This window comes from Nocardiopsis sp. iso_40 (genome assembly GCF_056173285.1).
In genome coordinates, this window is record NZ_CM149666.1 from 4,321,993 (window position 1) to 4,343,914 (window position 21,922).

Annotated in this window: 16 protein-coding genes; 11 read left to right on the forward strand and 5 right to left on the reverse strand. The window is 72.4% G+C overall.

Translation table 11 applies throughout. The features are described 5' to 3' along the window. Window positions 1–93: 93 nt before the first annotated feature. Window positions 94–1,935, reverse strand: coding sequence for a translation elongation factor 4 (gene lepA / locus AC0VYD_RS18850; protein ID WP_475476800.1), 1,842 nt, complete (start codon window positions 1,933–1,935; stop codon window positions 94–96). 237 nt (window positions 1,936–2,172) lie between these two features. Here lepA and AC0VYD_RS18855 point away from each other — a divergent pair, with 237 nt between their 5' ends. The 5 genes from AC0VYD_RS18855 to holA all read left to right on the forward strand — a co-directional run bounded on the left by AC0VYD_RS18855 (window position 2,173) and on the right by holA (window position 8,496). After that, complete coding sequence (locus AC0VYD_RS18855) at window positions 2,173–3,147, forward strand: hypothetical protein (protein WP_475476801.1); 975 nt, start codon at window positions 2,173–2,175, stop codon at window positions 3,145–3,147. 201 nt (window positions 3,148–3,348) lie between these two features. After that, window positions 3,349–3,618 (forward strand): 30S ribosomal protein S20, encoded by a 270-nt coding sequence (gene rpsT / locus AC0VYD_RS18860; protein WP_191275770.1) that lies wholly within the window; start codon window positions 3,349–3,351, stop codon window positions 3,616–3,618. A 242-nt stretch (window positions 3,619–3,860) separates the two neighbouring features. Beyond that, the gene (locus AC0VYD_RS18865) at window positions 3,861–5,036 is read left to right on the forward strand and encodes a helix-hairpin-helix domain-containing protein (protein WP_475476802.1); all 1,176 of its coding nucleotides are present in this window, start codon (window positions 3,861–3,863) and stop codon (window positions 5,034–5,036) included. A gap of 6 nt (window positions 5,037–5,042) precedes the next feature. Further along, on the forward strand, window positions 5,043–7,379 hold the full coding sequence (locus tag AC0VYD_RS18870; RefSeq protein ID WP_475476803.1) for a ComEC/Rec2 family competence protein: 2,337 nt from the start codon (window positions 5,043–5,045) through the stop codon (window positions 7,377–7,379). 154 nt (window positions 7,380–7,533) lie between these two features. Beyond that, window positions 7,534–8,496, forward strand: coding sequence for a DNA polymerase III subunit delta (gene holA, locus AC0VYD_RS18875; RefSeq protein ID WP_475476804.1), 963 nt, complete (start codon window positions 7,534–7,536; stop codon window positions 8,494–8,496). A 51-nt stretch (window positions 8,497–8,547) separates the two neighbouring features. Here holA and AC0VYD_RS18880 read toward each other — a convergent pair whose 3' ends face one another. Further along, window positions 8,548–9,756 carry an amidohydrolase family protein gene (locus AC0VYD_RS18880; protein ID WP_475476805.1) on the reverse strand — a complete coding sequence of 403 codons (1,209 nt, stop codon included), beginning with the start codon at window positions 9,754–9,756 and terminating at the stop codon, window positions 8,548–8,550. A 573-nt stretch (window positions 9,757–10,329) separates the two neighbouring features. After that, window positions 10,330–11,871 carry a GTPase HflX gene (hflX, locus tag AC0VYD_RS18885; RefSeq protein ID WP_475476806.1) on the reverse strand — a complete coding sequence of 514 codons (1,542 nt, stop codon included), beginning with the start codon at window positions 11,869–11,871 and terminating at the stop codon, window positions 10,330–10,332. A 405-nt stretch (window positions 11,872–12,276) separates the two neighbouring features. On the opposite strand from hflX, the gene aceB reads away from it, so the two are divergent. From aceB to AC0VYD_RS18905, 4 genes are all read left to right on the forward strand, one after another. Beyond that, the gene (gene aceB, locus AC0VYD_RS18890; RefSeq protein WP_475476807.1) at window positions 12,277–13,881 is read left to right on the forward strand and encodes a malate synthase A; all 1,605 of its coding nucleotides are present in this window, start codon (window positions 12,277–12,279) and stop codon (window positions 13,879–13,881) included. A 170-nt stretch (window positions 13,882–14,051) separates the two neighbouring features. Beyond that, window positions 14,052–15,557: an FAD-linked oxidase C-terminal domain-containing protein gene (locus tag AC0VYD_RS18895; RefSeq protein ID WP_475476808.1), complete on the forward strand. Its 1,506-nt coding sequence runs from the start codon at window positions 14,052–14,054 to the stop codon at window positions 15,555–15,557. Window positions 15,558–15,639: 82 nt separating this feature from the next. Further along, window positions 15,640–16,860, forward strand: coding sequence for an FAD-binding oxidoreductase (locus AC0VYD_RS18900; protein ID WP_475476809.1), 1,221 nt, complete (start codon window positions 15,640–15,642; stop codon window positions 16,858–16,860). 32 nt (window positions 16,861–16,892) lie between these two features. Further along, window positions 16,893–18,227, forward strand: coding sequence for a (Fe-S)-binding protein (locus AC0VYD_RS18905; protein ID WP_475476810.1), 1,335 nt, complete (start codon window positions 16,893–16,895; stop codon window positions 18,225–18,227). 15 nt (window positions 18,228–18,242) lie between these two features. Here the strand turns inward: AC0VYD_RS18905 and dapF are convergent, their stop codons facing one another. Continuing rightward, window positions 18,243–19,067, reverse strand: coding sequence for a diaminopimelate epimerase (dapF, locus tag AC0VYD_RS18910; protein ID WP_475476811.1), 825 nt, complete (start codon window positions 19,065–19,067; stop codon window positions 18,243–18,245). Between the two features lie 168 nt (window positions 19,068–19,235). Between dapF and miaA the strand changes: the two genes are divergently transcribed. Continuing rightward, a complete protein-coding gene (gene miaA, locus AC0VYD_RS18915; protein WP_475476812.1) occupies window positions 19,236–20,228 on the forward strand; it encodes a tRNA (adenosine(37)-N6)-dimethylallyltransferase MiaA in 993 nt (330 codons plus the stop codon). Window positions 20,229–20,264: 36 nt separating this feature from the next. Here miaA and AC0VYD_RS18920 read toward each other — a convergent pair whose 3' ends face one another. After that, window positions 20,265–20,945, reverse strand: a complete 681-nt coding sequence (locus AC0VYD_RS18920; RefSeq protein WP_475476813.1) for a class III extradiol ring-cleavage dioxygenase family protein — start codon at window positions 20,943–20,945, stop codon at window positions 20,265–20,267. 221 nt (window positions 20,946–21,166) lie between these two features. On the opposite strand from AC0VYD_RS18920, the gene AC0VYD_RS18925 reads away from it, so the two are divergent. Then, entirely contained in the window at window positions 21,167–21,907 is a 741-nt protein-coding gene (locus AC0VYD_RS18925; protein ID WP_475476814.1) for a TetR/AcrR family transcriptional regulator, read from the forward strand. The last annotated feature ends 15 nt before the right edge of the window (window positions 21,908–21,922 follow it).

Below are 21,922 nucleotides of genomic sequence, written 5' to 3' on the forward strand. Positions count from 1 at the left end.
GGGAAACCACGAGGAGGGGCGCCCCCCTGCGGGGGCGCCCCTCCTCGTGTGCGGTCACGGCCCCCGGGGGGCGTCGCCTCCCGGGGCCGGGCACTACTTCTTCTTCTTGTCCTCGGAGATGCTGCTGTCCGTGGACAGCGCGGAGATGAAGGCCTCCTGGGGCACCTCGACCCGACCGACCATCTTCATCCGCTTCTTGCCCTCCTTCTGCTTCTCCAGCAGCTTGCGCTTACGGCTGATGTCACCGCCGTAGCACTTGGAGAGCACGTCCTTGCGGATGGCGCGGATGTTCTCACGGGCGATCACCCGGGCACCGATGGCGGCCTGGACGGGCACCTCGAACTGCTGCCGCGGAATGAGCTCGCGCAGCTTCTTGGTCATCTCGACCCCGTAGGCGTAGGCCTTCTCCTTGTGCACGATCGCGGAGAACGCGTCGACCGGCTCACCCTGGAGGAGGATGTCGACCTTGACCAGGTCGGCCTGCTGCTCGCCGATGGGCTCGTAGTCCAGGGAGGCGTAGCCCTTGGTCCGGGACTTGAGGGCGTCGAAGAAGTCGAAGACGATCTCGGCCATGGGGAGCGTGTACCGCATCTCGACGCGGTCCTCGGAGAGGTAGTCCATGCCCTGGAGCTCGCCGCGGCGGTCCTGGCACAGCTCCATGATCTGGCCGATGTGGTCGGAGGGGCTGAGCAGGGTGGCCTTGACCATCGGCTCGTAGATCGCCTCGATCTTGCCGGCCGGGAACTCGCTGGGGTTGGTCACCACGTGCTCGGCGCCGTCCTCCATGTCCACCCGGTAGATCACGTTGGGCGCGGTGGAGATGAGGTCGAGGTTGAACTCGCGCTCCAGGCGGGCCCTGGTGATCTCCAGGTGGAGCAGGCCGAGGAAGCCGCAGCGGAAACCGAAGCCCAGGGCGGCGGAGGTCTCCGGCTCGAACGCCAGCGCGGCGTCGTTGAGCTGGAGCTTCTCCAGGGCGTCGCGGAGCACCGGGTAGTCCGTGCCGTCGATCGGGTACAGGCCCGAGAACACCATCGGCTTGGGTTCCTGGTACCCGGCGAGCATCTCCTCGGCGGGCTTGTTCAGGGTGGTGATCGTGTCACCGACCTTGGACTGGCGCACGTCCTTCACGCCGGTGATGATGTAGCCGACCTCGCCCACGGCCAGGCCCTTGCTCTTGGTCGGCTCGGGCGAGCTGACCCCGATCTCCAGGATCTCGTGGGAGGCCCTGGTGGACATCATCTGGATGCGCTCACGCGGGCTGAGGTGGCCGTCGACGACCCGCACGTAGGTGACCACGCCGCGGTAGGTGTCGTAGACCGAGTCGAAGATCATCGCGCGGGCCGGGGCGTCGGCCTCACCGACGGGCGCGGGGATCTGGTTGACGATCTCGTTGAGGAGCTCCTCGACGCCCTCGCCGGTCTTGGCGCTGACCTTGAGCACGTCGGAGGGCTCGCAGCCGATGATCCCGGCGAGTTCCTCGGCGTACTTCTCGGGCTGTGCCGCGGGGAGGTCGATCTTGTTGAGCACCGGGATGATCGTGAGGTCGTTCTCCAGCGCCATGTAGAGGTTGGCGAGGGTCTGGGCCTCGATCCCCTGCGCGGCGTCGACCAGCAGGATGGCGCCCTCGCAGGCGGCCAGGGAGCGCGACACCTCGTAGGTGAAGTCGACGTGGCCGGGGGTGTCGATGAGGTCGAGCGTGTAGGTCCTGTCGTCCACCGCGGTGAACGGGATCCGTACGGCCTGCGACTTGATCGTGATGCCGCGCTCGCGCTCGATGTCCATGCGGTCCAGGTACTGGGCGCGCATCTGACGGTCCTCGACGACCCCGGTGATCTGGAGCATCCGGTCGGCCAGCGTCGACTTGCCATGGTCGATGTGCGCGATGATGCAGAAGTTGCGGATCAGCGCAGGATCGGTCCAGTTCGGCTGTGCCACCGTGCTCCGTTCACAGGGTTGGGTCCGGGTCGTGATGCGCCTGCGGCGGCGCCGCCCTGCCGGGGGTCCGCCCACGGCATCGTCCATCATCCCACGGCGCCGACACCGTCCTCACCGGCTGGGGCCGGTGCGGATACGGCAGTATGGGCGCGAACGCGCGGGACTCGTGTCCAGATTATGCGACCTGGGAGCGGGAACGGGCTGTGCGGGTACCGGACGAGGACGGGTGGCGTACGGGTGAAGTGGCTTGTGAAGCGGTTGTTGGCCGGTCTGGCGGCGATCCTGGTCGTGCTGGTGGGCGCGGGCGCGCTGCTGGCCTACCAGTACTCGGGGACCCCCGGGGAAGGGGCCGCCTCCCAGGGGTCGGACGCGGCGTGGGTGGGTTCGTGGGAGGACACGGAGGCGCTGGAGGAGCTGCTGGCGACCGGCGGGGTGGACACCCTGTACGTGTACGCGGGCGAGGTGGCCGGGGACGGCGGAGTCGAACGGGTCCCGGGCACCGGTGACCTGCTGGCGTGGTTGGGAACGGAGTTTCCCGAGGTGCGGGCGCTGGCGTGGCTGCGGCACGTGGAGTCGGGTTCCTCGCTGATCCGGGACCGGTTCGACGCGGACGCGCGGGCGGCCCTGGCCCCCCGGGTCGCCGAGGTGGGGGCGGACGGGTTCGCCGGGGTGCACCTGGACATCCGCCCGGTGACGGTGAACGACCCCTCTCTGCCCGCTCTGATGGAGGCGGTCCGGGAGGAACTGGGTGCGGATCCGGTGCTGTCGGTCCGGGCCCACCACGTGGAACTGGTCCCGGGCGGGCGGGTGCCGTCCTTCGTCGTCGGCGGCGAGGAGAAGTACTGGTCGAAGGGGTACCTGGAGCGGGTGACCGAGCACGCGGACGAGGTCGTGCTGCCCGGGGTGGACGCGGGCATGCCCGTGGCGGGGATGTACGGCGGGTTCATGGTGCGGCAGGTGACCGAGTCGGTGACGGCGCTGCGCACCCGTGAGGACGTGACGGTGCGGTTCGGGGTCCCGGCCTACAGCAGCGAGCGGTGGGGGCCGGCGGCCGGTCACGAGACCGCGCTCACCGCGATCGCCGCGGTACGGCTGGGTGTGTCCCGTGCGCAGGTGCCCGACACGATGACCCTCGGGGTGGCGTTGTACCTGGTGGACGAGGCTGATCCGGAGGACCTGACCGCCTACCGGACGGCCTGGCTGGCGCCGTAGGCGCCCGGGGCCCGAGCAGTCCGATCCGTGCGGCATACTGAGAAGTCCGTGTCTCGGACTTCCACGTTCGAATTTGAGCCCTGTGGACTCACACACACCCTGCGTCGGCGCCCACGCAGGCCTCTCATGGAACGGCTGCCCATGAGATGAGCCGCCTGGCCGACCGGCGCGATGATCACAGTAACTGGAGCACGTTTTCGCATGGCGAACATCAAGTCGCAGAAGAAGCGCATTCGGCAGAACGAGAAGGCTCGTGTCCGCAACCAGGCGGTGCGCTCTTCCCTGAAGACGGCCATCCGGAAGTTCCGCGCGGCCGCCGAGGCCGGGAACGTCGAGCAGGCCACCGTCGCGCAGCGTGAGGCCGCTCGCGCCCTGGACAAGGCCAGCAGCAAGGGCGTCATCCACAAGAACCAGGCCGCGAACCGCAAGAGCGCGATCGCCAAGCGCCTGCAGGAGCTTCAGGCCGCCTAGGGGCGCCGAGCACACGGTCAGGGGTCCGGTCCCGCGGGGACCGGGCCCTTCCGTGTGTCCGGGGGCGGTCTCCGCGGGTGCGCGCCGGACCCGAGCACCGTCCCCCGCACCGCCGCGCCCCCGGGCCGGCGGCCGTTGCGACGGGTTGTCCACAGGTACGGAAACGGCCGGTGACAGAGGGTCGTCGGCTCCCTAGCGTTGGTGTCATGACCGTTTCGCGCCGGTCACGGCGCCACCCTCCCGTGTCAGCCCCCGAAGAACGACTCCGCTCGCTCGGCCTGGACTCCTCCCCCGCCGCCGGACGGCTGCGTGCCCGTATCACCCGCCCCCGGTGCGAACCCGGCCCCGTGGCCGCCGTCCCCCGGGCGCCCTACGCGGCCGAAGAGGCCGCCGTCCCCTACCGACTCGAAGAGCCCCGGGCCGTTCCGGCCGGGCACCGGCCGACGGTGGCCCCCGCGGCCCGGTGGGCCGGGGCCCAGGCCGCGCCCGCCCGGGAGGAGACGGCTCCGGCGCGGGACCCCCGGCGCGAGCCGCCCGGGAGCCGGAACGGCCCGAAGGCGGAGGAGGGCCAGAGGACGGGGCAGGACCCGCCGGTCCGGGAGGGGAACGGAACCACGCCCGGGACGGCCGGGGCGCGGACCCCGGAAGAGGTTTCGGGAGGACGGCACCGGCGCGCCCGCGAACCGGTGCGGCCGCCCTCCGGGTACACGGAGCTGGATCCGGAGGCAGCCGCGCCCCTCCTGGAGCGGGTGGCCCGCGGATGGGGTGCCCGCGCCTCCCTGTCCCGGCGGTCGGTGGTGACCCTGCTGGTGCTGGGCCTGCTCGCCGCGGCGGTCGCCTTCTGGGCGCTGCGTGAGCGCCCCGAGGAGGTGACGGTCCCCGAACTGGTCACCCGGTCCGCCCCGGCCGGCCAGGGCACGGACGGGCCGGCCGACGGGGGCGAGGAGGCGGGCCCGCCCGCACCGGCCGGGCCCGGCACCGGTGAAGGCACCAGCGGGGACACCGGCGGGGAGGTGGTGGTACACGTCGGCGGTGAGGTGGCCGAACCCGGGCTGTACACGCTGCCCTCCGGTGCGAGGGTGGCCGACGCGGTCCAGGAGGCGGGCGGACCGCTGCCCGACGCCGACCTGGACCTGGTCAACCTGGCCCGGTCGCTGACCGACGGCGAGCGGATCCTGGTGGGCGTCCCCCAGCCGGACGGCGGCCCGGCGGGCGCCGGTCCACCGGTCAACCTCAACCTGGCCGGCCAGAACGATCTGGAGACGCTGCCCGGCATCGGGGAGAAGCGGGCACAGCAGATCCTCGCCCACCGGGAGTCGCTCGGCGGTTCCTTCTCCAGCGTCGAGGACCTCCTCGGGGTGGACGGGATCGGGGAGAAGACGTTCAGCACGCTCGAACCGCACGTGACGGTGGGGTGAGCCGCCGTGGTGGCCTGGTTGGGAACCGACGCACACGGCCTGGAACGACCGCCCGACCTGAGACTGCTCCTGCCGGCCGCGGCGGCCTGGCTGGCCGCACTCGGTGCGCTCGCCGCACCACCGTGGCTTGCGTGGTTGTGCGCCGGGCTGGCGGTCTGCGGCGCGCTGGCGGCGTTCCTCGCGGCGCGTCCCCCGTGGGAGGCCCCCGCGCTGGCACTGGCGGCGGCGTTGGCGTGCTGCGCCACGGTGGCCGCGGTGGCCGGGGCCCATGTGCACCGGACCGTGTCGAGTGCTGCGGCGGAGGCCGTGGGCCGGGGCGGTGACGCGGTCTTCCGTGCGGTGGTGTCGGCCGACCCGCGACCCAGAGCCGGGATGCCGCGCCCGGGCCGGGCCGAGTGGGTGGTGACCGCCCGGACCGAGTGGGTCCGGCTGGACGGCCGGGCGGACGCCTCGCGGGCACCGGTGGTGGTCCTGGCTTCCGGGCAGGGCTGGGCCGACCTGCTGCCCGGCCAGTCCTTCGAGGCGCGCGGGGCCTTCCTGGAGGCGGACGGCGACCGTCTGACCGCCGCTCTGGTGCCGGTCCGGGGCCCTCCCGAGAAGGTCCGCGGCCCCGGTCGGCTGCAGGTTTTCGCCGCCGGGGTGCGGTCCGGTCTGCGCGAGGCGGCGGCGGGGCTCCCGCAGCCCGCGCGCGGGCTGCTCCCCGCCCTGGTCCTCGGTGACGTGTCGGCCCTGCCGGAAAGCACGGCCGAGGACTTCCGGACCACCGGGATGACGCACCTGTTGACGGTCTCCGGAGCCAACCTGGCGATCCTGACCGGGTTCGTGCTGGGTGCGGCGCGGTGGACGCGCGCGCCCACCTGGTGTGCGGTCCTGGGCGGTGCGCTGATGATCTGGGTGTTCGTCCTGGTGTGCCGACCGGAGCCGAGCGTGGTGCGGGCGGCGTTCATGGGGTCTCTGGGGTTGCTGGCGCTGGCGAGCGGGCGTGCGCACGCAGGGTTGGGTGCCCTGTGCGCCACGGTGGTCGGGGTGCTGTTCGTGGCGCCGGGGTTGGCCGCCTCCTACGGTTTCGCGCTTTCCGTTCTGGCCACCGCGGGGATCCTGTTGCTCGTGCCCGGTTGGACCCGGGCGTGGTCCTCGCGCTGCCCCGGACCGGTGGCCGAGGCCTTCGCGGTCGCGGTGGCCGCGCACGTGGCGGTCGCCCCGGTCCTGGTGCTGCTGTCCGGCGAGGTGTCCTGGGTGTCGGTCCCGGCCAACGTGCTGGCGGCGCCCGTGGTGGCGGCGGTCACCGTGGCGGGGTCCGCGCTGGCGGCACTGGCCGCGGTGTGGCCGGAGGGGGCCGCGGCCCTGGTGCACCTACCCGGGCTGGGGGTGTCCTGGATCGCCGTGGTGGCCGAGACCGGGGCCCGGGTCCCGTACGGGGCGCTGCCCTGGCGTTCGGACGTGGCGGGCGCCCTGCTGTTGGCCGCGGTGGTGGCGGTGTTCCTGCTCACCCGGGGGCTGCTGCGCCGGGTGGTCGCCGCCGCGGCCGTGGCGGTTCTGGTGCTCGGCCTGGCCGTCCGGTGCGTGCCGGGCGGGTGGCCGCCGCCGGGGTGGGTTCTGCTCGCCTGTGACGTGGGGCAGGGGAACGCCATCGTGCTGTCCTCCGGGCGCGGTGAGGCGGTGGTGTTCGACGTCGGCCAGGAGCCGGAACCGGTGGACGGCTGCCTGGAGCGCCTGGGGGTGCGCGAGATTCCGTTGCTGGTGCTCAGCCACGACCACGCCGACCACGTCGACGGTGCGCCCGGGGCGTTGAGGCACCGGACGGTGTCCGCCGCGCTGGCCCCGGCGGGGTTCGGGCAGAGCCCGGTGGGCCGTCTGCTCGCCGAGGAGGGGGTGGCGCTGACGTCCGCCGAGCGCGGCCAGCGGTTCCGGGTGGGACCGTGGCTGCTGCGGGTGCTCTGGCCGGAGGCGGGGTTCACGGGTTCGGTCAACGACGCGTCCGTGGTGGTCCGGGCCGACGGCCCGGAGATGTCGGTGCTGCTGACCGGTGACATCGAGGAGGAGGCCCAGGGGAGGCTGTTGCACGGACCGGAGCCGGACCTGTTGTCGGCGACGGTGCTGACCACACCCCACCACGGCGCCGGCGGCCAGGACCCGGACTTCCTCACCGCGACCGGGGCGTGGGTGTCGGTGACGTCGGTGGGAAGGGAGAACCGCCACGGCCACCCCGCCCCCTCCACCTGGAACCTGTTGGAGCGGACCGTCCGGGTGAACGCCCGTACCGACCGCGACGGCGACGTCGCCGTCCTGGGCGGCCCGGTCCGGGTGGCGGTCCGCGGCGCGGAAGCGGAACCGGACCGCTGAACACCCGGTCAGGGAGGGTTCCCGGGACACCGGGCACCCACCGGACGCCGGGCCGTGGGCCGGTGGGCCCGGGTACGGGGGCGCCGGAGGGGCCGGCGCCACCGGTCCGCCGTTCGGGCACCGCCCGGTCGGTGGGGCGTGGCATCCTCGTTGTATGCCTGCACCCGCCCTCATCACGCTCATCGTCGGCGACGAGGAACTCCTCGTCGACCGGGCCGTGGCCGCCGTCGTCGCCTCGGCCCGCGAGACCGACCCCGAGGTGGACGTCCACGACCTGGTCCCCTCCCAGGTAGGCCTGTCCACCCTGGTCGAGGTCACCTCGCCCTCGCTCTTCGGCGACCGCCGGGTGGTGGTGCTCCGCTCCTCCCAGGACCTGGTCAAGGACCTGGCGGCGACGGTCACCGACTACCTCAGGGACCCGGCCGACGACGTGTACATGGTGCTCACCCATGCGGGGGGTGCCAAGGGCAAGGCGCTGCTCCAGGCCGCGGTGAAGGCGGGCGCCCAGCGGGTGGACTGCAAGGGGCCCACCAAGGGTCCCGAACGGGTCGCCTTCGTCAAGGGCGAGTTCTCCGCGGCCGGACGGCAGATCACCCCCGACGCCGCCCAGGCGCTGGTGGACGCGGTCGGTACCGAACTGCGCGAGATCGCCGCCGCCTGTACCCAGTTGATCGCGGACACCGAGGGCCGGGTGGACGCGGCCGCGGTGGCCAGGTACCACTCCGGCAAGGCGGAGGCCTCGGGGTTCAGCGTGGCCGACCGGGCGGTGGAGGGGCGCCTGTCCGAGGCGCTGGAGCAGTTGCGCTGGTCATTGGCGGTGGGCACCGCCCCGGTACTGGTCAACAGCGCTCTGGCCGGCGCGGTGCGCGGGATCGCGGTGGCCGCCCAGCCGCCGCGGGGGATGAGCGAGGCGGAGCTGGCCAAGCGCGCCAAGGTTCCGCCGTGGAAACTGCGCACCCTGCGCCAACAGGCCCGGGGCTGGAACGCTGCCGGGGTGAGGCGGGCGATGGAGGTGATCGCCGAGACCGACGCGCTGATCAAGGGGGCCGGCCGCGACCCCGAATACGCGTTGGAGCGCGCGGTGATCGAGATCGCCCGGGCCCGCGGCACCCGCTGACGGCTCCGGACCGCTCCGGTCACCGGGCGGAGGCACGGCCGTTGCGGTTCCTCAGCGGATCGTGCGGCCGCCCTGCCATACCCGCAGGGCGTTCAGGCCCATGGACCAGGCGAAGGCGCCTTCGTGGTCGGCGTCCCACTGCACCAGGTCGGCCAGGCTGCCCGGGGTGATCATGCCACGGTCGTTGAGGCCCAGCGCGTGCGCACTGCCCGCCGTGGCGGCGTTGAGTGCCTCCTGGACGGTCATCTCGAACATCGAGACGGCCAGGGAGATGACCAGCGGCATGGACGTGGTGCCGGACTGGCCCGGGTTGTGGTCGGTGCCCAGGCCCACCGGGACGCCGTGGTCGAGCAGCGCGCGCACCGGCGGGGTGCGGCGCTCGTGCAGAGCGGTGGTGGGGCAGGCGACCACCGGGGTACGGGTGGCCGCCAGGGCCAGCAGGTCCTCATCGTCGGCCTCGTGCACGAGGTCGACCGAGGAGCAGCCCAGTTCCGCGGCCATCCGGACGGCCCCGTGCCGGGGCCGGGAACAGGCGTGCATGGTGGTGCGCAACCCCACGGACTGACCCACGCCCAGGAGCATGTGGGCGTCCTCGGTGGTGAACTGCTGGTTGTCGCAGTAGACGTCCACCCCGTCCGCGCCGGCCATGGCGGCGTCGCTGAGCCAGGAGGCGGCGGTGGCCACGTACTCCTTGGGGCGGCCGAAGAACTCGGGCGGGACCCCGTGTGCGGGGAAGAAGGTGACGTGCAGGCGCGGCATGCCCGGTTCCTCCTCCAGGGAACGGAGCAGGCGTACGTCGGCGAGCTCGCCGTCCCGGGTGAGGTGGTAACCGGTCTTGGCCTCCACCGTGGTGCTGCCGGACAGCACCCAGTGCCGCAGCCGTTCACGGACGGCGTTGCACAGGGTCCAGGGGTCGGTCCCCCTGGTGATGGTGACGGTCGTGGACACGCCCCCGCCCGCGGCGAAGATGTCGGCCCGGGTGGCCCCCTGGGCCCACATGTTGACCTCCGCGTACCGGTCGCCAGCGTAGACGGGGTGGCAGTGGGCGTCGACGAGACCGGGGGTGAGCAGGCCGCCCCCGATGTTGACGACCTCGTCCACCTCGGTGAGGTCCTCCATCACACCGGGGATGCGCTGGGGGAGCTCCGCCGCCGGGCCGACCCAGGCGACGCGGTCGTTGTCGATCAGGAGGGCGGCCTTGGTGAGCAGCTCGTTCCCGGTCCACAGCCGACCGATGTTGGTGAGGAGTACTACCGTCATGAGGTGGTCCGCCCCGCCGGTCAGTTCCGCTGCGACACGTGCGAAGCAGCGGCGTGGCGTGCACGGGCGGGCATGGCGACCTCGTATCTGGATGCGATTCCGACAGGGCCGTGAGCGACCCGGGGTCGCCTCGCGGTGCCGTGACAGTGGGGGTTCGCGTCGGCCTCAGGGGGACAGCGGTCACTGGCGGCCAGTGCTCCAAAACCGTAGTCCATTCGCGGACTCCGTGTACACCTCCCCGAAGGGACGAATGCGAGTGTTCCCGGCCGAAACTCACAGAGCCACAGAGTGATGAAGGCCACCCTGAACCTTGCTGAGCTGCCCCTTCGGGCTCCGCCGCGCAGATCGGAGAGCATCCCCAGAACATGAAACCGGCTCGGTCCCGTCCGGAGGCGGGGCCCGCTGACCCTGCCCGGAACACGGTCCCGCGGACCCTGTGCGGACACGACACGGCCGGGGCACCCGCGGGTGCCCCGGCCGTGTACCGTCACGGACCGCACTCGGGCGGACCGTCCTACCCGTGGCGACCGGCCCCGGAGCCGTTGTCAGGCTTGCGGGCCGGCTCCCCTCAGTTCAGACGCCGCTGGGCGTGTACTCGTCGAGCCTGGCGGCGAGCAGCGCCGGGACGAAGGCGTGCAGGGCCGTGCCCTCCCCGGTGTGCTCCTCGCTGATGATGCGGCCTTCCTCGTGCACCTTGGCGACGAGGTCGCCCCGCGAGTACGGGACGAGGGCGTGCACCTCCTTGGCGAGCTCGGGCAGCGCCTCGGCCAACGCCGTGACCAGATCGGAGACGCCCTGGCCGGTACGGGCCGAGACTTCGACCAGGTCGGGGTAGCGGGTGCGCAGCGCCCGGAGCGTGTCCGGGTCGGCGGCGTCGACCTTGTTGACCACGACGAGCTCGGGCACGTCGACGGCCTCGATCTCGGCGAACACCTCACGGACCGCGCTGATCTGCTGCTCGGGGTCGGGGTGCGAACCGTCGACCACGTGCAGGATCAGGTCGGAGTCGGCGACCTCCTCCAGGGTGGAGCGGAACGCCTCCACCAGCTGGTGCGGCAGGTGTCGGACGAAACCGACCGTGTCGCTCAGGGTGAAGCCGCGGCCGTCGGGCGTGCGGGCCTGGCGGACCGTCGGGTCCAGAGTGGCGAACAGTGCGTTCTCCACCAGTACCCCGGCTCCGGTGAGCCGGTTGAGCAGGCTCGACTTGCCCGCGTTGGTGTACCCGGCGATCGCCACCGAGGGCACCTCGCGGGTGCGGCGGACGTCCTTCTTGACCTCGCGCGCGGTACGCATGTGGGCGAGCTGACGGCGCAGCTTGGCCATCTTGTCGTTGATGCGTCGGCGGTCGGTCTCGATCTTGGTCTCACCGGGGCCGCGCAGGCCCACGCCGCCGCCGGAACCGCCGCCGGAACCGCCCGCCTGCCGGGACAGGGAGTCGCCCCAGCCGCGCAGTCGGGGCAGCAGGTAGTTGAGCTGGGCGAGTTCGACCTGGGCCTTGCCCTCGCTGCTGCGGGCGTGCTGGGCGAAGATGTCGAGGATCAGGGCGGTCCGGTCGACCACCTTGACCTTGACCACGTCCTCCAGCTGGCGCAGCTGGCCCGGGGTGAGCTCGCCGTCGCAGATGACGGTGTCGGCGCCGGTCGCCTCGACGATCTCGTGCAGTTCCGAGGCCTTGCCCTTACCGACGTAGGTGGCGGGGTCCGGCTTGGCGCGGCGCTGGGTGAGCCCCTCCAGGACCATGGCTCCGGCCGTCTCGGCGAGGGCGGCCAGCTCGGTCAGTGAGTTGTCGGCGTCGGCCTGGGTCCCACGGGTCCAGACGCCGATGAGGACGACCCGCTCAAGGCGCAGCTTCCGGTACTCGACCTCGGTGACGTCGGTGAGTTCGGTGGAAAGGCCCTGGACGCGGCGGAGCGCGTGCCGTTCGGCCAGCTCCATCTCACCCTGGTCGGGGGCGTTGCCCGGGTCCTCGTAGCGGTCGCCGTCGGTGTCCGCGGCCTCGCGGGACGCGTCGTCGGCGTGGACCCCGTCCCCGACGGTGTTCGCCTCACGGAACGCGTCCTGCCCGCGGGCCCCGTGGCCCGTGCGGTCGCTTCCGTGGGTGTCAGCTGTATTCATATCCCTCCAGGTGGGTCAACGCTGTCGCGGTCGTGATTCTTCCCCGTCCACCGTGTGCGGCGGCGGTCCGGCACCCGTCCTCTGTGGCCGCCGACCGCCGCACGGCAGGGTGTGTGGCCGCGGAGGGAGCCCCTGGGGTCGATGGTGGCACCTCGCCCGGGTGAAGGCACGTTAATTATCGCAGGGGGCGTGACACAGGCCACCACCCGGAGCGTCGCGTGGTTACACACGAATCAGCACCAAGACCGAAGAATCTCGATATTTCCAGAAGAACTTTTCCCTGGCTTACCCCTGTGGGAAAATTGCACGTCACTGACACCACGAGTGACGTTGACCGCTCGACATCAAGATAGTAGTTTCACTTCCACATACCAGAAGCTTGTTTCGTATCGCGGAAGGTTTTCCATGGGCGCCAAGCACGGGGTTGAGATCACCGGCCCCCTCAACGAACGGTTCGACGAGATCCTCACCGAGGACGCCCTCGCGCTCGTCGCCGAACTGCACCGCACCTTCGAGCCGCGCCGCCAGGAACTGCTGGCCGCCCGCCGGACCCGGGAGGCGCAGATCGCGGCCGGCGAGGACCTCGACTTCCTCCCCGAGACCAGGCACATCCGCGAGGACGACAGCTGGAAGGTCGCGCCGCCCGCCCCGGGCATCACCGACCGCCGCGTCGAGATCACCGGTCCCACCGACCGCAAGATGACGATCAACGCCCTCAACTCCGGCGCGAAGGTGTGGCTGGCCGACTTCGAGGACGCCAACACCCCGTTGTGGGAGAACATGATCCAGGGGCAGCTCAACCTGCGCGACGCCCTGGACCGCGAGATCGACTTCACCTCCCCCCAGGGCAAGACCTACGCCCTCAGGGAGGACTCCGAGCTGGCCACCATCGTCGTCCGCCCGCGCGGCTGGCACCTGGACGAGAAGCACATCCTCGTCGACGGTGAGCGCACCAGCGGCGGCATCGTCGACTTCGCGCTGTACTTCTTCCACAGCGCCAAGCGTCAGATCGCCAAGGGCAAGGGCCCGTACTTCTACCTGCCGAAGATGCAGAGCCACCTCGAGGCCCGCCTCTGGAACGACATTTTCGTGCTGGCCCAGGAGCGCCTGGAGATCCCCCGCGGCACCATCCGCGCCACCTGCCTGATCGAGACCATCCCGGCCGCGTTCGAGATGGAGGAGATCCTCTACGAGCTGCGCGAGCACTCGGCCGGCCTCAACGCGGGCCGTTGGGACTACCTCTTCAGCCTCATCAAGACCCACCGCACCCGCGGCCGCAAGTTCCTGCTGCCCGAGCGCAACGCCGTCACGATGACCGCCCCGATGATGCGTGCCTACACCGAGCTGCTGGTCAAGACCTGCCACAAGCGCGGCGCCCACGCCATCGGCGGCATGGCCGCCTTCATCCCGTCCCGCAGGGACGAGGAGGTCAACCGGAACGCCTTCGCCAAGGTGCGCGACGACAAGTCCCGCGAGTCCGGCGACGGCTTCGACGGCTCCTGGGTCGCCCACCCCGACCTGGTGCCGATCGCCAAGGAGATCTTCGACGGGGTTCTGGGCGAGCGGCCCAACCAGATCGACAAGCAGCGCCCCGACGTCGAGGTGAGCGCCGCCGACCTGCTCTCCGTGGACCGGACCCCGGGCGGCGTCACCCTCGCCGGCCTGCGCGGCAACATCAACGTCGCCCTCCAGTACCTGGCGGCGTGGATGGGCGGCAACGGCGCGGTGGCGATCCACAACCTCATGGAGGACGCCGCGACCGCCGAGATCTCCCGTTCCCAGATCTGGCAGTGGCTGCACAACGACGTCACCCTGGACGGCGGCGAGAAGGTCACCGCCGAACTGGTCAAGCAGATCATCGGCGAGGAGCTGGCCGCCATCCGGCAGGACCTCGGCGACAACTTCAACGAGGACCTCTACAAGCAGGCCAGCGAGCTCTTCACCGAGGTCGCCCTGGACGACGACTACGTCGACTTCCTGACCCTGCCCGCCTACGAGCGCATGCCGTAGCCGAACCGGGGAAGCGTCCGGCGGCCAACCCGGACGATTTCACGAAACGGAAGCCTGCTTTCACCGCGCCCCCTTGCTTCGGCAGGGGGCGCGGTCGTACGGTCCCTGTGCGAGGTCGCAACCGGAGAACGGACCCGGTGCCGCTCCCCGGCCGAACCAGGGAGGCGCCCATGGCCACGACCGCACGCCGCACACCCGATGGTCTCGTGCGCACGCCCGCGGCCCTGGCCGCGCTGGTCCCCCGGCTACGCCGGATCTGCGGTGAGGACGGCGTCCTGACCGACCTCTCCCGACGGCGTACGTACGAGAGCGACGGCCTCAACCACCACCGGTGCACCCCGGGCGTCGTGGCCATGCCGACCACCACCGCCCAGGTCCGCGAGGTCGTCTCGCTGTGCGCCGAACACGGCGTCCCCTACGTTCCGCGCGGCGCCGGCACCGGCCTGTCAGCCGGGGCGCTCCCCCACGCCGAAGGCGTCCTCCTCGTCACCTCGCGCATGCGCCGGATCCTGGAGATCGACCCGGAGAACGAGTGCGCGGTGGTCGAACCGGGCGTGGCCAACCTCGACATCACCCGCGCCGCCGAACCGTACGGCTACCACTACGCGCCCGACCCCTCCAGCCAACAGGTGTGCTCGGTGGGCGGCAACGTCGCGGAGAACTCCGGCGGTGCGCACTGCCTCAAGTACGGGTTCACCGCGGGCCACGTGCGCGGACTGGAGATCGTCACCCCCTCGGGCGAGGTGGTCGAGCTCGGCGGCAAGGCCCCGGGCGCGCACGGCTACGACCTCCTCGGAGCGTTCGTCGGATCCGAGGGCACCCTGGGCGTGGCCACGCGCGTCACCGTCTCCCTGACCCGGTCCCCGCAGAGGACCGTCACCCTGCTGTCGGCGTTCACCTCCCTGGACGCCGGAGGCGAGGCGGTGGGAGCGATCATCGCCGCCGGGGTGCTGCCGTCGGCGGTCGAGATGATGGACGCGCTGGCCGTGGAGGCCGCGGAGGCCGCCGTGGCCTGCGACTACCCGGCGGGCGCGGCGGCGGTGCTGGTGGTGGAACTGGACGGACCGGCCACGGAGGTCGACGCCCAGGTCCGGCGGGTCACCGAACTCTGCGCGGCCAGCGGTTCCTTCGGGACGCGTACCGCCAGCGGCGCCGAGGAGCGCGCGCTGATCTGGAAGGGCCGTAAGTCGGCCTTCGCCGCGGTGGGCCGGATCAGCCCCGCCTACATCGTCCAGGACGGGGTGGTGCCGCGCACGGCCCTGGGCGAGGTGCTGGGCCGGATCGCCGCCCTGTCCGCCGAAAGCGGCATCCGGGTCGCCAACGTCTTCCACGCGGGTGACGGAAACCTGCACCCGCTCGTCCTGTTCGACGACGCCGAACCCGGCGCGGCCGAGCGCGCCGAGGAGGTCTCCGGGGCGATCCTGGACCTGTGCATCGAACACGGCGGGTCCATCACCGGCGAGCACGGGGTGGGGGTGGACAAGGCGTGCAAGATGCCGCGCATGTACGACGACGCCTCCCTGGAGACCTTCGACCTGTTCCGGCGGGCCTTCGACCCCGACGGGATCGCCAACCCGGACAAACTGCTGCCCACCCCGCGCCTGTGCGGGGAACGGCCCGAGGTGCGCACGGGGGTGCACCCGCTGGTGGCCTCCGGCGAGGCCGAACAGTTCTGACCGGGCGACTCGGCCACTCAGGCACCGTGGCAGACACCGCCGGCACAGGAGTACGACCGCGAACGGGCCGGGAGGGCCGAGGGTGAGACGGGACCTGGACGCCGAGGAGCACCCCCTGCGGGAGGGGACCCCCGAGGACGCCGTGTGCGGGGTCGTGCCGACGCACGTGGCGTGCCCGGCCGACACCGGGGCGCTCGCGGAGCTGATGGCCGCCGCGCACCGGGACGGGCTCTCGGTGACCGCGCGCGGGGGCGGAACCGGCCTGGACTGGGGCGCACCGCCCCGTTCCCTGGACCTGCTGGTGGACACCCGCGCGCTGTCCTGGATCGACCACAACGCCGGTGACCTGGTGGTGGAGGTCGGCGCGGGCACCCCGCTGGCCGAACTCGGGCGGGTCCTGGCCGCCGCCGGGCAGCGGCTGTCCTACGACCCGGTCCGGGTCGGCGGCACGGTGGGCGGGGCCCTGGCGACGGGGGCGGGCGGCCCGCGACGGCTGCTCGCCGGAGCGCTGCGCGACCTGGTGATCGGGATGACGGTGGTGCGCGCCGACGGGGCGGTGGCCCGCAGCGGCGGCCGGGTGGTCAAGAACGTGGCCGGATACGACCTGGCCAAGCTGCACACCGGCGGGTACGGCACACTCGGGGTGATCGCCGCGGCCGCGTTCCGCCTGCACCCGCTCCCGCCGGCGGTCCGTGTGGTGAGCGCGGCGATGCCCTCCGGATCCCGGGCGAAGCGGGCTCTGGCCGCGCTGCGCGGGACCGCGGTGGTGCCCTCGGCCGTGGAACTGGACCGGCCCGCCGAGGGGCCGGGGCGGCTGGTCGTGGTGTTGGAGGGCACTCCGGAGGGCCTGGTCTCCCGGGTCGGGGAGACCTCCCGGGCGCTGGGCGGTGAGACGGAGGTGACCGAGGAACTGCCCGAGGACTGGGGAGTGCTCCCCGCCGAGGGCTGTCTGGTCCGGGTCCTGGCGCCCCCGGCCGAGCTGCCCGACCTCGCCGACGACCTGGGGCGCCTGGCCCGGGACGGGTCCGGGGCTCCCGCCCGCGGAACCGCGTCCGTGCCCGCGGGCTGCCTGTACCTGGCCTTCCCGCCGGGCCCCTCCGCTGAGGCGGTGGCAGCGGTCCTGGACCGGGCCCGTGCCGGTACCGGCCGGTCAGCGGTCCTGCTGCGCGCCGAACCGCACGTCCTGGCGGCCGGTGTGGACCAGTGGGGCGAGGTGCCGGGGCTGTCGCTGATGCGGGCGGTCAAGGACTCCCTCGATCCCGGGCACCGCCTGTCCCCCGGCCGCTTCGCGGGCGGGATCTGAACCATCCGCCGAACTCCCTCAGGGAGGGTCCCGTGACCGATCGACCGACCGACCCCGAACCCGGCCCGGAGCGGCTCTTCGGGGAGCTGCTCGACGACTGCGTGCACTGCGGGTTCTGCCTACCGACCTGTCCCACCAACGTGCTGTGGGGGCAGGAGATGGACTCCCCGCGCGGGCGCATCCACCTGATGGCGCAGATGCACGAGGAGGACGTGCTCACCGAAACCGCGGTGGGCCACTTCAACAACTGCCTGGGCTGCCTGGCCTGCGTGTCCTCGTGCCCGTCGGGTGTGGCCTACGACGCGCTGATCGAGCACACCAGGCACCGGGTAGAGACCGAACACCGGCGCCCCCTCGGCGAGCGGGCCCTGCGCGCGACGGTGTTCTCGCTCTTCCCGTACCGGTCCCGGCTGCGGGCGCTCCGCGGGCCGCTGCGCGCCTACCAGGCCAGCGGGGTCTCCTCGCTGGTCCGCAGGTCCGGTCTGCTGGAGCGGATCTCACCGGCCCTGGCCGCCATGGAACGCGTCGCCCCGCGGCTGTCGGCTCCGCCGCCCCCGCTGCCCGAACTCGTACCCGCCGTCGGCGAACGGCGCGCCCGGGTGGGCATGCTCGTGGGCTGTGTACAGGGAGCGTTCTTCCCGGAGGTGAACACCGCGACCGCGCGGGTGCTGGCACTGGAGGGCTGCGAGGTGGTGATCCCGCGCTCCCAGGGGTGCTGCGGTGCGCTCTCGGGCCACTCGGGGAGGATCGCGGAGGCCGCCGACCTGGCCAAACGGATGATCGAGGTGTTCGAGACCCGCCGGGTGGAGCGGATCGTGGTGAACTCCGCCGGGTGCGGGTCCGGTATGAAGCACTTCGACCGGACCCTGACCGAGGCGGGAGCCGGGCGCGCCTGGACGGACCGGGCCCGTGCGCTCTCGGCCAAGGTCGTGGACCTCACCGAGTACCTGGTGGACCTGGGCCCCCGCGCCGAGTACCACCCGGTGCCGCTGCGCGTGGCCTACCACGACGCCTGCCACCTGTCCCACGGCCAGGGCGTCACCCGCCAGCCCCGGGAGCTCCTCCGGCGGATACCCGGGCTGGAGCTGGCCGAGCTGCCCGACAGGGAGGTCTGCTGCGGGTCGGCGGGTGTGTACAACCTGTTCAGGCCCCAGGCCGCCGAGGAGCTGGGCGAGAGCAAGGCCCGGGGAGCGGCCTCGACGGGTGCCCGGCTCCTGGTGTCGGGCAACCCCGGCTGCTCGCTGCAGATCGCCTCGGCGACGGAGCGTGCGGGTTCGCCGATCGCGGTGACCCACACCGCGCAACTCCTGGACGCCTCCCTGCGCGGCCTGGGCCCGGGGCCGCTGCTCGGCCGGAGACGGGGGTAGCGGGGCCCGGCGGCTCTAGAGGAGGGAGGTCTCGCCCTCGGCGACGATGGTGGCCGGACCGCTCAGCCGGGCCCCGGAGGCGTCGAGGTAGACGGTGCACTCGCCGCCGAGCACGCGCACCCGCCAGGTGGACTCCTCCCCCTCGGGGGCGGCCGCGGCGGCGGCCGCGACGATGCCGGTCCCGCAGGAGCGGGTCTCGCCGGAGCCGCGCTCGTACACGCGCATCTCCAGTACACCGGGGGCGATCTCGGCGTACACCTCGACGTTGGCCCCCTCGGGGAAGGCCTCGGCGTCCAGCTCGGGCGGTTCGCTCAGGTCGACGTCGGCGACCGGACCCCGGACCTCGCAGGCCAGGTGCGGGTTGCCCACGGAGATCTGGGAGCCGTGCACGGCCTGCCGGGCGAGCTTCGCGGAGGAGGTGCCCTGCATCTCCACGCGCCCCATGTCGACGGTGATGTCGCCGTCGGCCTCGACCACGACCCCCTTGGCCCCGTCCCGGGTGCCGACCTCGAACCGGTCGCCCTCGACCAGTCCGGCGTGCCGCAGGTAGTGGGCGAAGACCCGTACCCCGTTGCCGCACATCTCGGCGACGCTTCCGTCGGAGTTGCGGTAGTCCATGAACCACTCGGGGCGTTCGGCCGTACGGGCCGCCGGGGCGAGGGTCTCACCGAGCGCGCGTGTGCGCACCACCCGGAGGATGCCGTCGCCGCCGATGCCCGCCCGGCGGTCGCACAGCAGCCGGACGGTCTCCTTCGTGAGCTGGAGCTCCCCTTCGGGGTCGGGGAGGATCACGAAGTCGTTCTCTGTTCCGTGGCCCTTGGCGAATCGCATGGTGACCATCCTAGGCCCTGTTCCCAGGCCCGTTCCTCCCGTGCCGGGGCCCGCCGCCACCGCCGCCACCGCCGCCGGGCCCCGGCACGCGCGCCCCGGCGGCCGCGCGGCCCGATTCCCACCCGTTTCTCACCCGGTACGGGCCCGACCGGGCCGCGACGTGGTTACGCTGGAGGGATGATCAAGGTGATCGCGGTCGTGGGCCCGACCGCTGTGGGCAAGTCGGACCTGGCCGTCGACCTCGCGGAGTGGCTGGAGGAACGGACCGGTCGTCGCGGCGAGGTGATCAACGCCGATTCCATGCAGCTGTACCGGGGCATGGACATCGGCACCGCCAAGCTCTCCGAGGAGGAGCGCCGGGGCGTACCCCACCACCTGCTGGACATCTGGGACGTGCACGAACCCGCCGACGTGGCCAGCTACCAGACCCTCGCCCGGGAGAGGGTGGAGGACTGCGCCGACCGCGACGTCATCCCCGTCCTGGTGGGCGGGTCCGGGCTGTACGTACGCGCGGTCCTGGACCACATGGAGTTCCCCGGCACCGACCCGCGGGTGCGCGCCCGGCTGGAGGCCGAACTGGCCGACATCGGCCCCGGACTGCTGCACGCCAGGCTGGCCGAGTCCGATCCCGAGGCCGCCCGGACGATCCTGCCCGGGAACGGGCGGCGCATCGTCCGCGCGCTGGAGGTCATCGAGCTGACGGGGCAGCCGTTCACCGCGAACCTGCCCGACCACACCTCCTACTACCCGTGTGTGCAGATCGGGCTGACCGCCCCGCGCCCCGAACTGGACGAGCGCATCGACCTGCGGGTCGAGCGCATGTGGGACCAGGGGCTGCTGGAGGAGGTCCGCCGCCTGGACGGACAGGGGCTGCGCGAGGGGCGCACCGCGTCGAAGGCGCTCGGATACGCCCAGGCGCTCGCCCAGCTCGACGGCGAACTCACACCAGCCGAGGCCAGGGAGCAGACCGCCCAGGCCACCCGCCGGTTCGCCCGACGCCAGGAGTCGTGGTTCCGCCGCGACCCCCGGGTGCGGTGGCTGCCCTACGACGCGCCCAACCTGCTGGAGCGGGCGATGGCGCAGGTGGAGTCGGCCCTGGCCGGCAGGAACGAGTACCCGGGCGAGGCCCTGGTGGACGTGGCCACCCTGCTGCCGAACTCCCAGCGCTGAGGGGACGGCTTCCGGGCCGCCCCGGAACCAGCGGACTCAGGACCAGGCGGCCACGAAGTAGCCCACCCCGTAGGGCGCCTCGTAGGCGAGCAGGTCACCGGTGAAGGGGCGCTCCCCCACCGCGCCCGCCAGGACCTGCCAGGCGGGACGCCCGGCGACCATGAGCTCACCGGCCAGCGCCGGTTCGAGTCCGGCCAGGTACGCGGCGTCCGCACCGCCCAGGGCCTCGGCCACGGCGTCGTCGTAGGAAAGAGCGCGCTCGTCCACGTAACCGGGTGACCGTTCGGTCCGGCGGGCGCTGCCGTCCCCCATCACCAGCAGTGCGACCCGGTCCCCCGACCCCGCCAACGCGGCTCCGAGTTCGGCCGCCCGTTCCGGAGTGGTCCGCGGCGCGACCTCCTGGTAGCCGTCGGGGGTCAGCCCCGAGCGTTCGGCCAGCCAGCGGCCGGCCGTGGCCGCCAGATCCAGGACACCCGGTGCCGGCCCCACCCGCAGCGCGACCCCGTAGTCGTCGAGGCCTCCCCCCGCGTCGCGGCCGTGGCGGCGTTCCCGCGGCCCCGGGCCCACCACGTACAGGCGGTCGGCCCCGCTCGCCCCGAGCCCTGCGACGGCCCGGTCACAGGCGTCGCGCAGGGCCTCCAGGTCCGGTGCGGCCCCCTGGGCGACCTCGGGGAACAGCACGGGCGGATGGGGACACACAGCGGCGGCGATCAACACAGGGGCGAGACTATACCTGTCCCTCCGGAAAGATCCGCCTCACCGGCCTTGCCCCGGGCCGACCCCTGGCCTAGGTTTGACTGTGTGACCAGTTTTGAAATCTGGTCACACAGTCAGGCGCGCGGTCAGGCGATCGGCCCGGAACGGAGGTGTGGATATGGTCTTCGCGTCAACGCTGGTGGGAGCCACCGCCGGCCGCAGCCGAACCGAAGGAGCCGTACGTGCCCCCGTTCACCGACAGGTCCGCCGCCGAACGCGCGTCGCGGGCCGACCACATCCTGGACGCCGCGGAGGAACTCATGGTGGCGCTGGGGCCCCGGAAGGTCACCGTCGGGGACGTGGCCCGGCGCGCCGGCGTCGGCAAGGGCACCGTCTACCTGCACTTCACCACCAAGGAACTGCTGTTCCTGACCGTGGTGATGCGGGCCCAGACCGGGGTTATCGGCGAGATCGTCCGGGCAATGCACGAGGACCGCGAGGCCGTCCGACCGAGCGAGCTGGCCCGCAGGCTGTACCTGCTCCAGGCACGGGAACCGGTCCTGAGGTCGATGCTCGTGGACGCCCCCGGCTCGCTGGCGAGGCTCTCCCACGACGCCCACGTCCTGCTCGGCGACATCGTCGAGCTCCGGTGGAGAACGATCCGCGCGTACTGGGACCACCTGCGCGAACACGGGGTCCTACGCCGGGACCGGCCCTTCGAGGAGCAGTTCTACGCCTACACGGCCATCATCACCGGCCACATGACCACCGAACAGGTCCTGGCGGAACAGGGTCAGGACGTCCCCGGACTCGCGACCCGCGCCGAACTCATCGCCCAGAGCGTACGCCCCCTCCTGGAGGCCGAGGTGTCCCCCGAGACCCTCGACGCGGCCCGGCCGAAGGTCGTCGAGATCTTCACCGACCTGGAACGGCGCATGATCGACGAGGTCGAGGAACAGAAACGCGTCAAGCGCACCACTTAGTCCCCCGAGGAGGGG

Coding starts and splice junctions, on each gene's coding strand:
- dapF (WP_475476811.1), bottom strand. CDS start 19,067: ATGGTCACCATGCGATTCGCCAAGGGCCACGGAACAGAGAACGACTTC.
- rpsT (WP_191275770.1), top strand. CDS start 3,349: ATGGCGAACATCAAGTCGCAGAAGAAGCGCATTCGGCAGAACGAGAAG.
- AC0VYD_RS18880 (WP_475476805.1), bottom strand. CDS start 9,756: ATGACGGTAGTACTCCTCACCAACATCGGTCGGCTGTGGACCGGGAAC.
- hflX (WP_475476806.1), bottom strand. CDS start 11,871: ATGAATACAGCTGACACCCACGGAAGCGACCGCACGGGCCACGGGGCC.
- miaA (WP_475476812.1), top strand. CDS start 19,236: ATGATCAAGGTGATCGCGGTCGTGGGCCCGACCGCTGTGGGCAAGTCG.
- holA (WP_475476804.1), top strand. CDS start 7,534: ATGCCTGCACCCGCCCTCATCACGCTCATCGTCGGCGACGAGGAACTC.
- AC0VYD_RS18895 (WP_475476808.1), top strand. CDS start 14,052: ATGGCCACGACCGCACGCCGCACACCCGATGGTCTCGTGCGCACGCCC.
- aceB (WP_475476807.1), top strand. CDS start 12,277: ATGGGCGCCAAGCACGGGGTTGAGATCACCGGCCCCCTCAACGAACGG.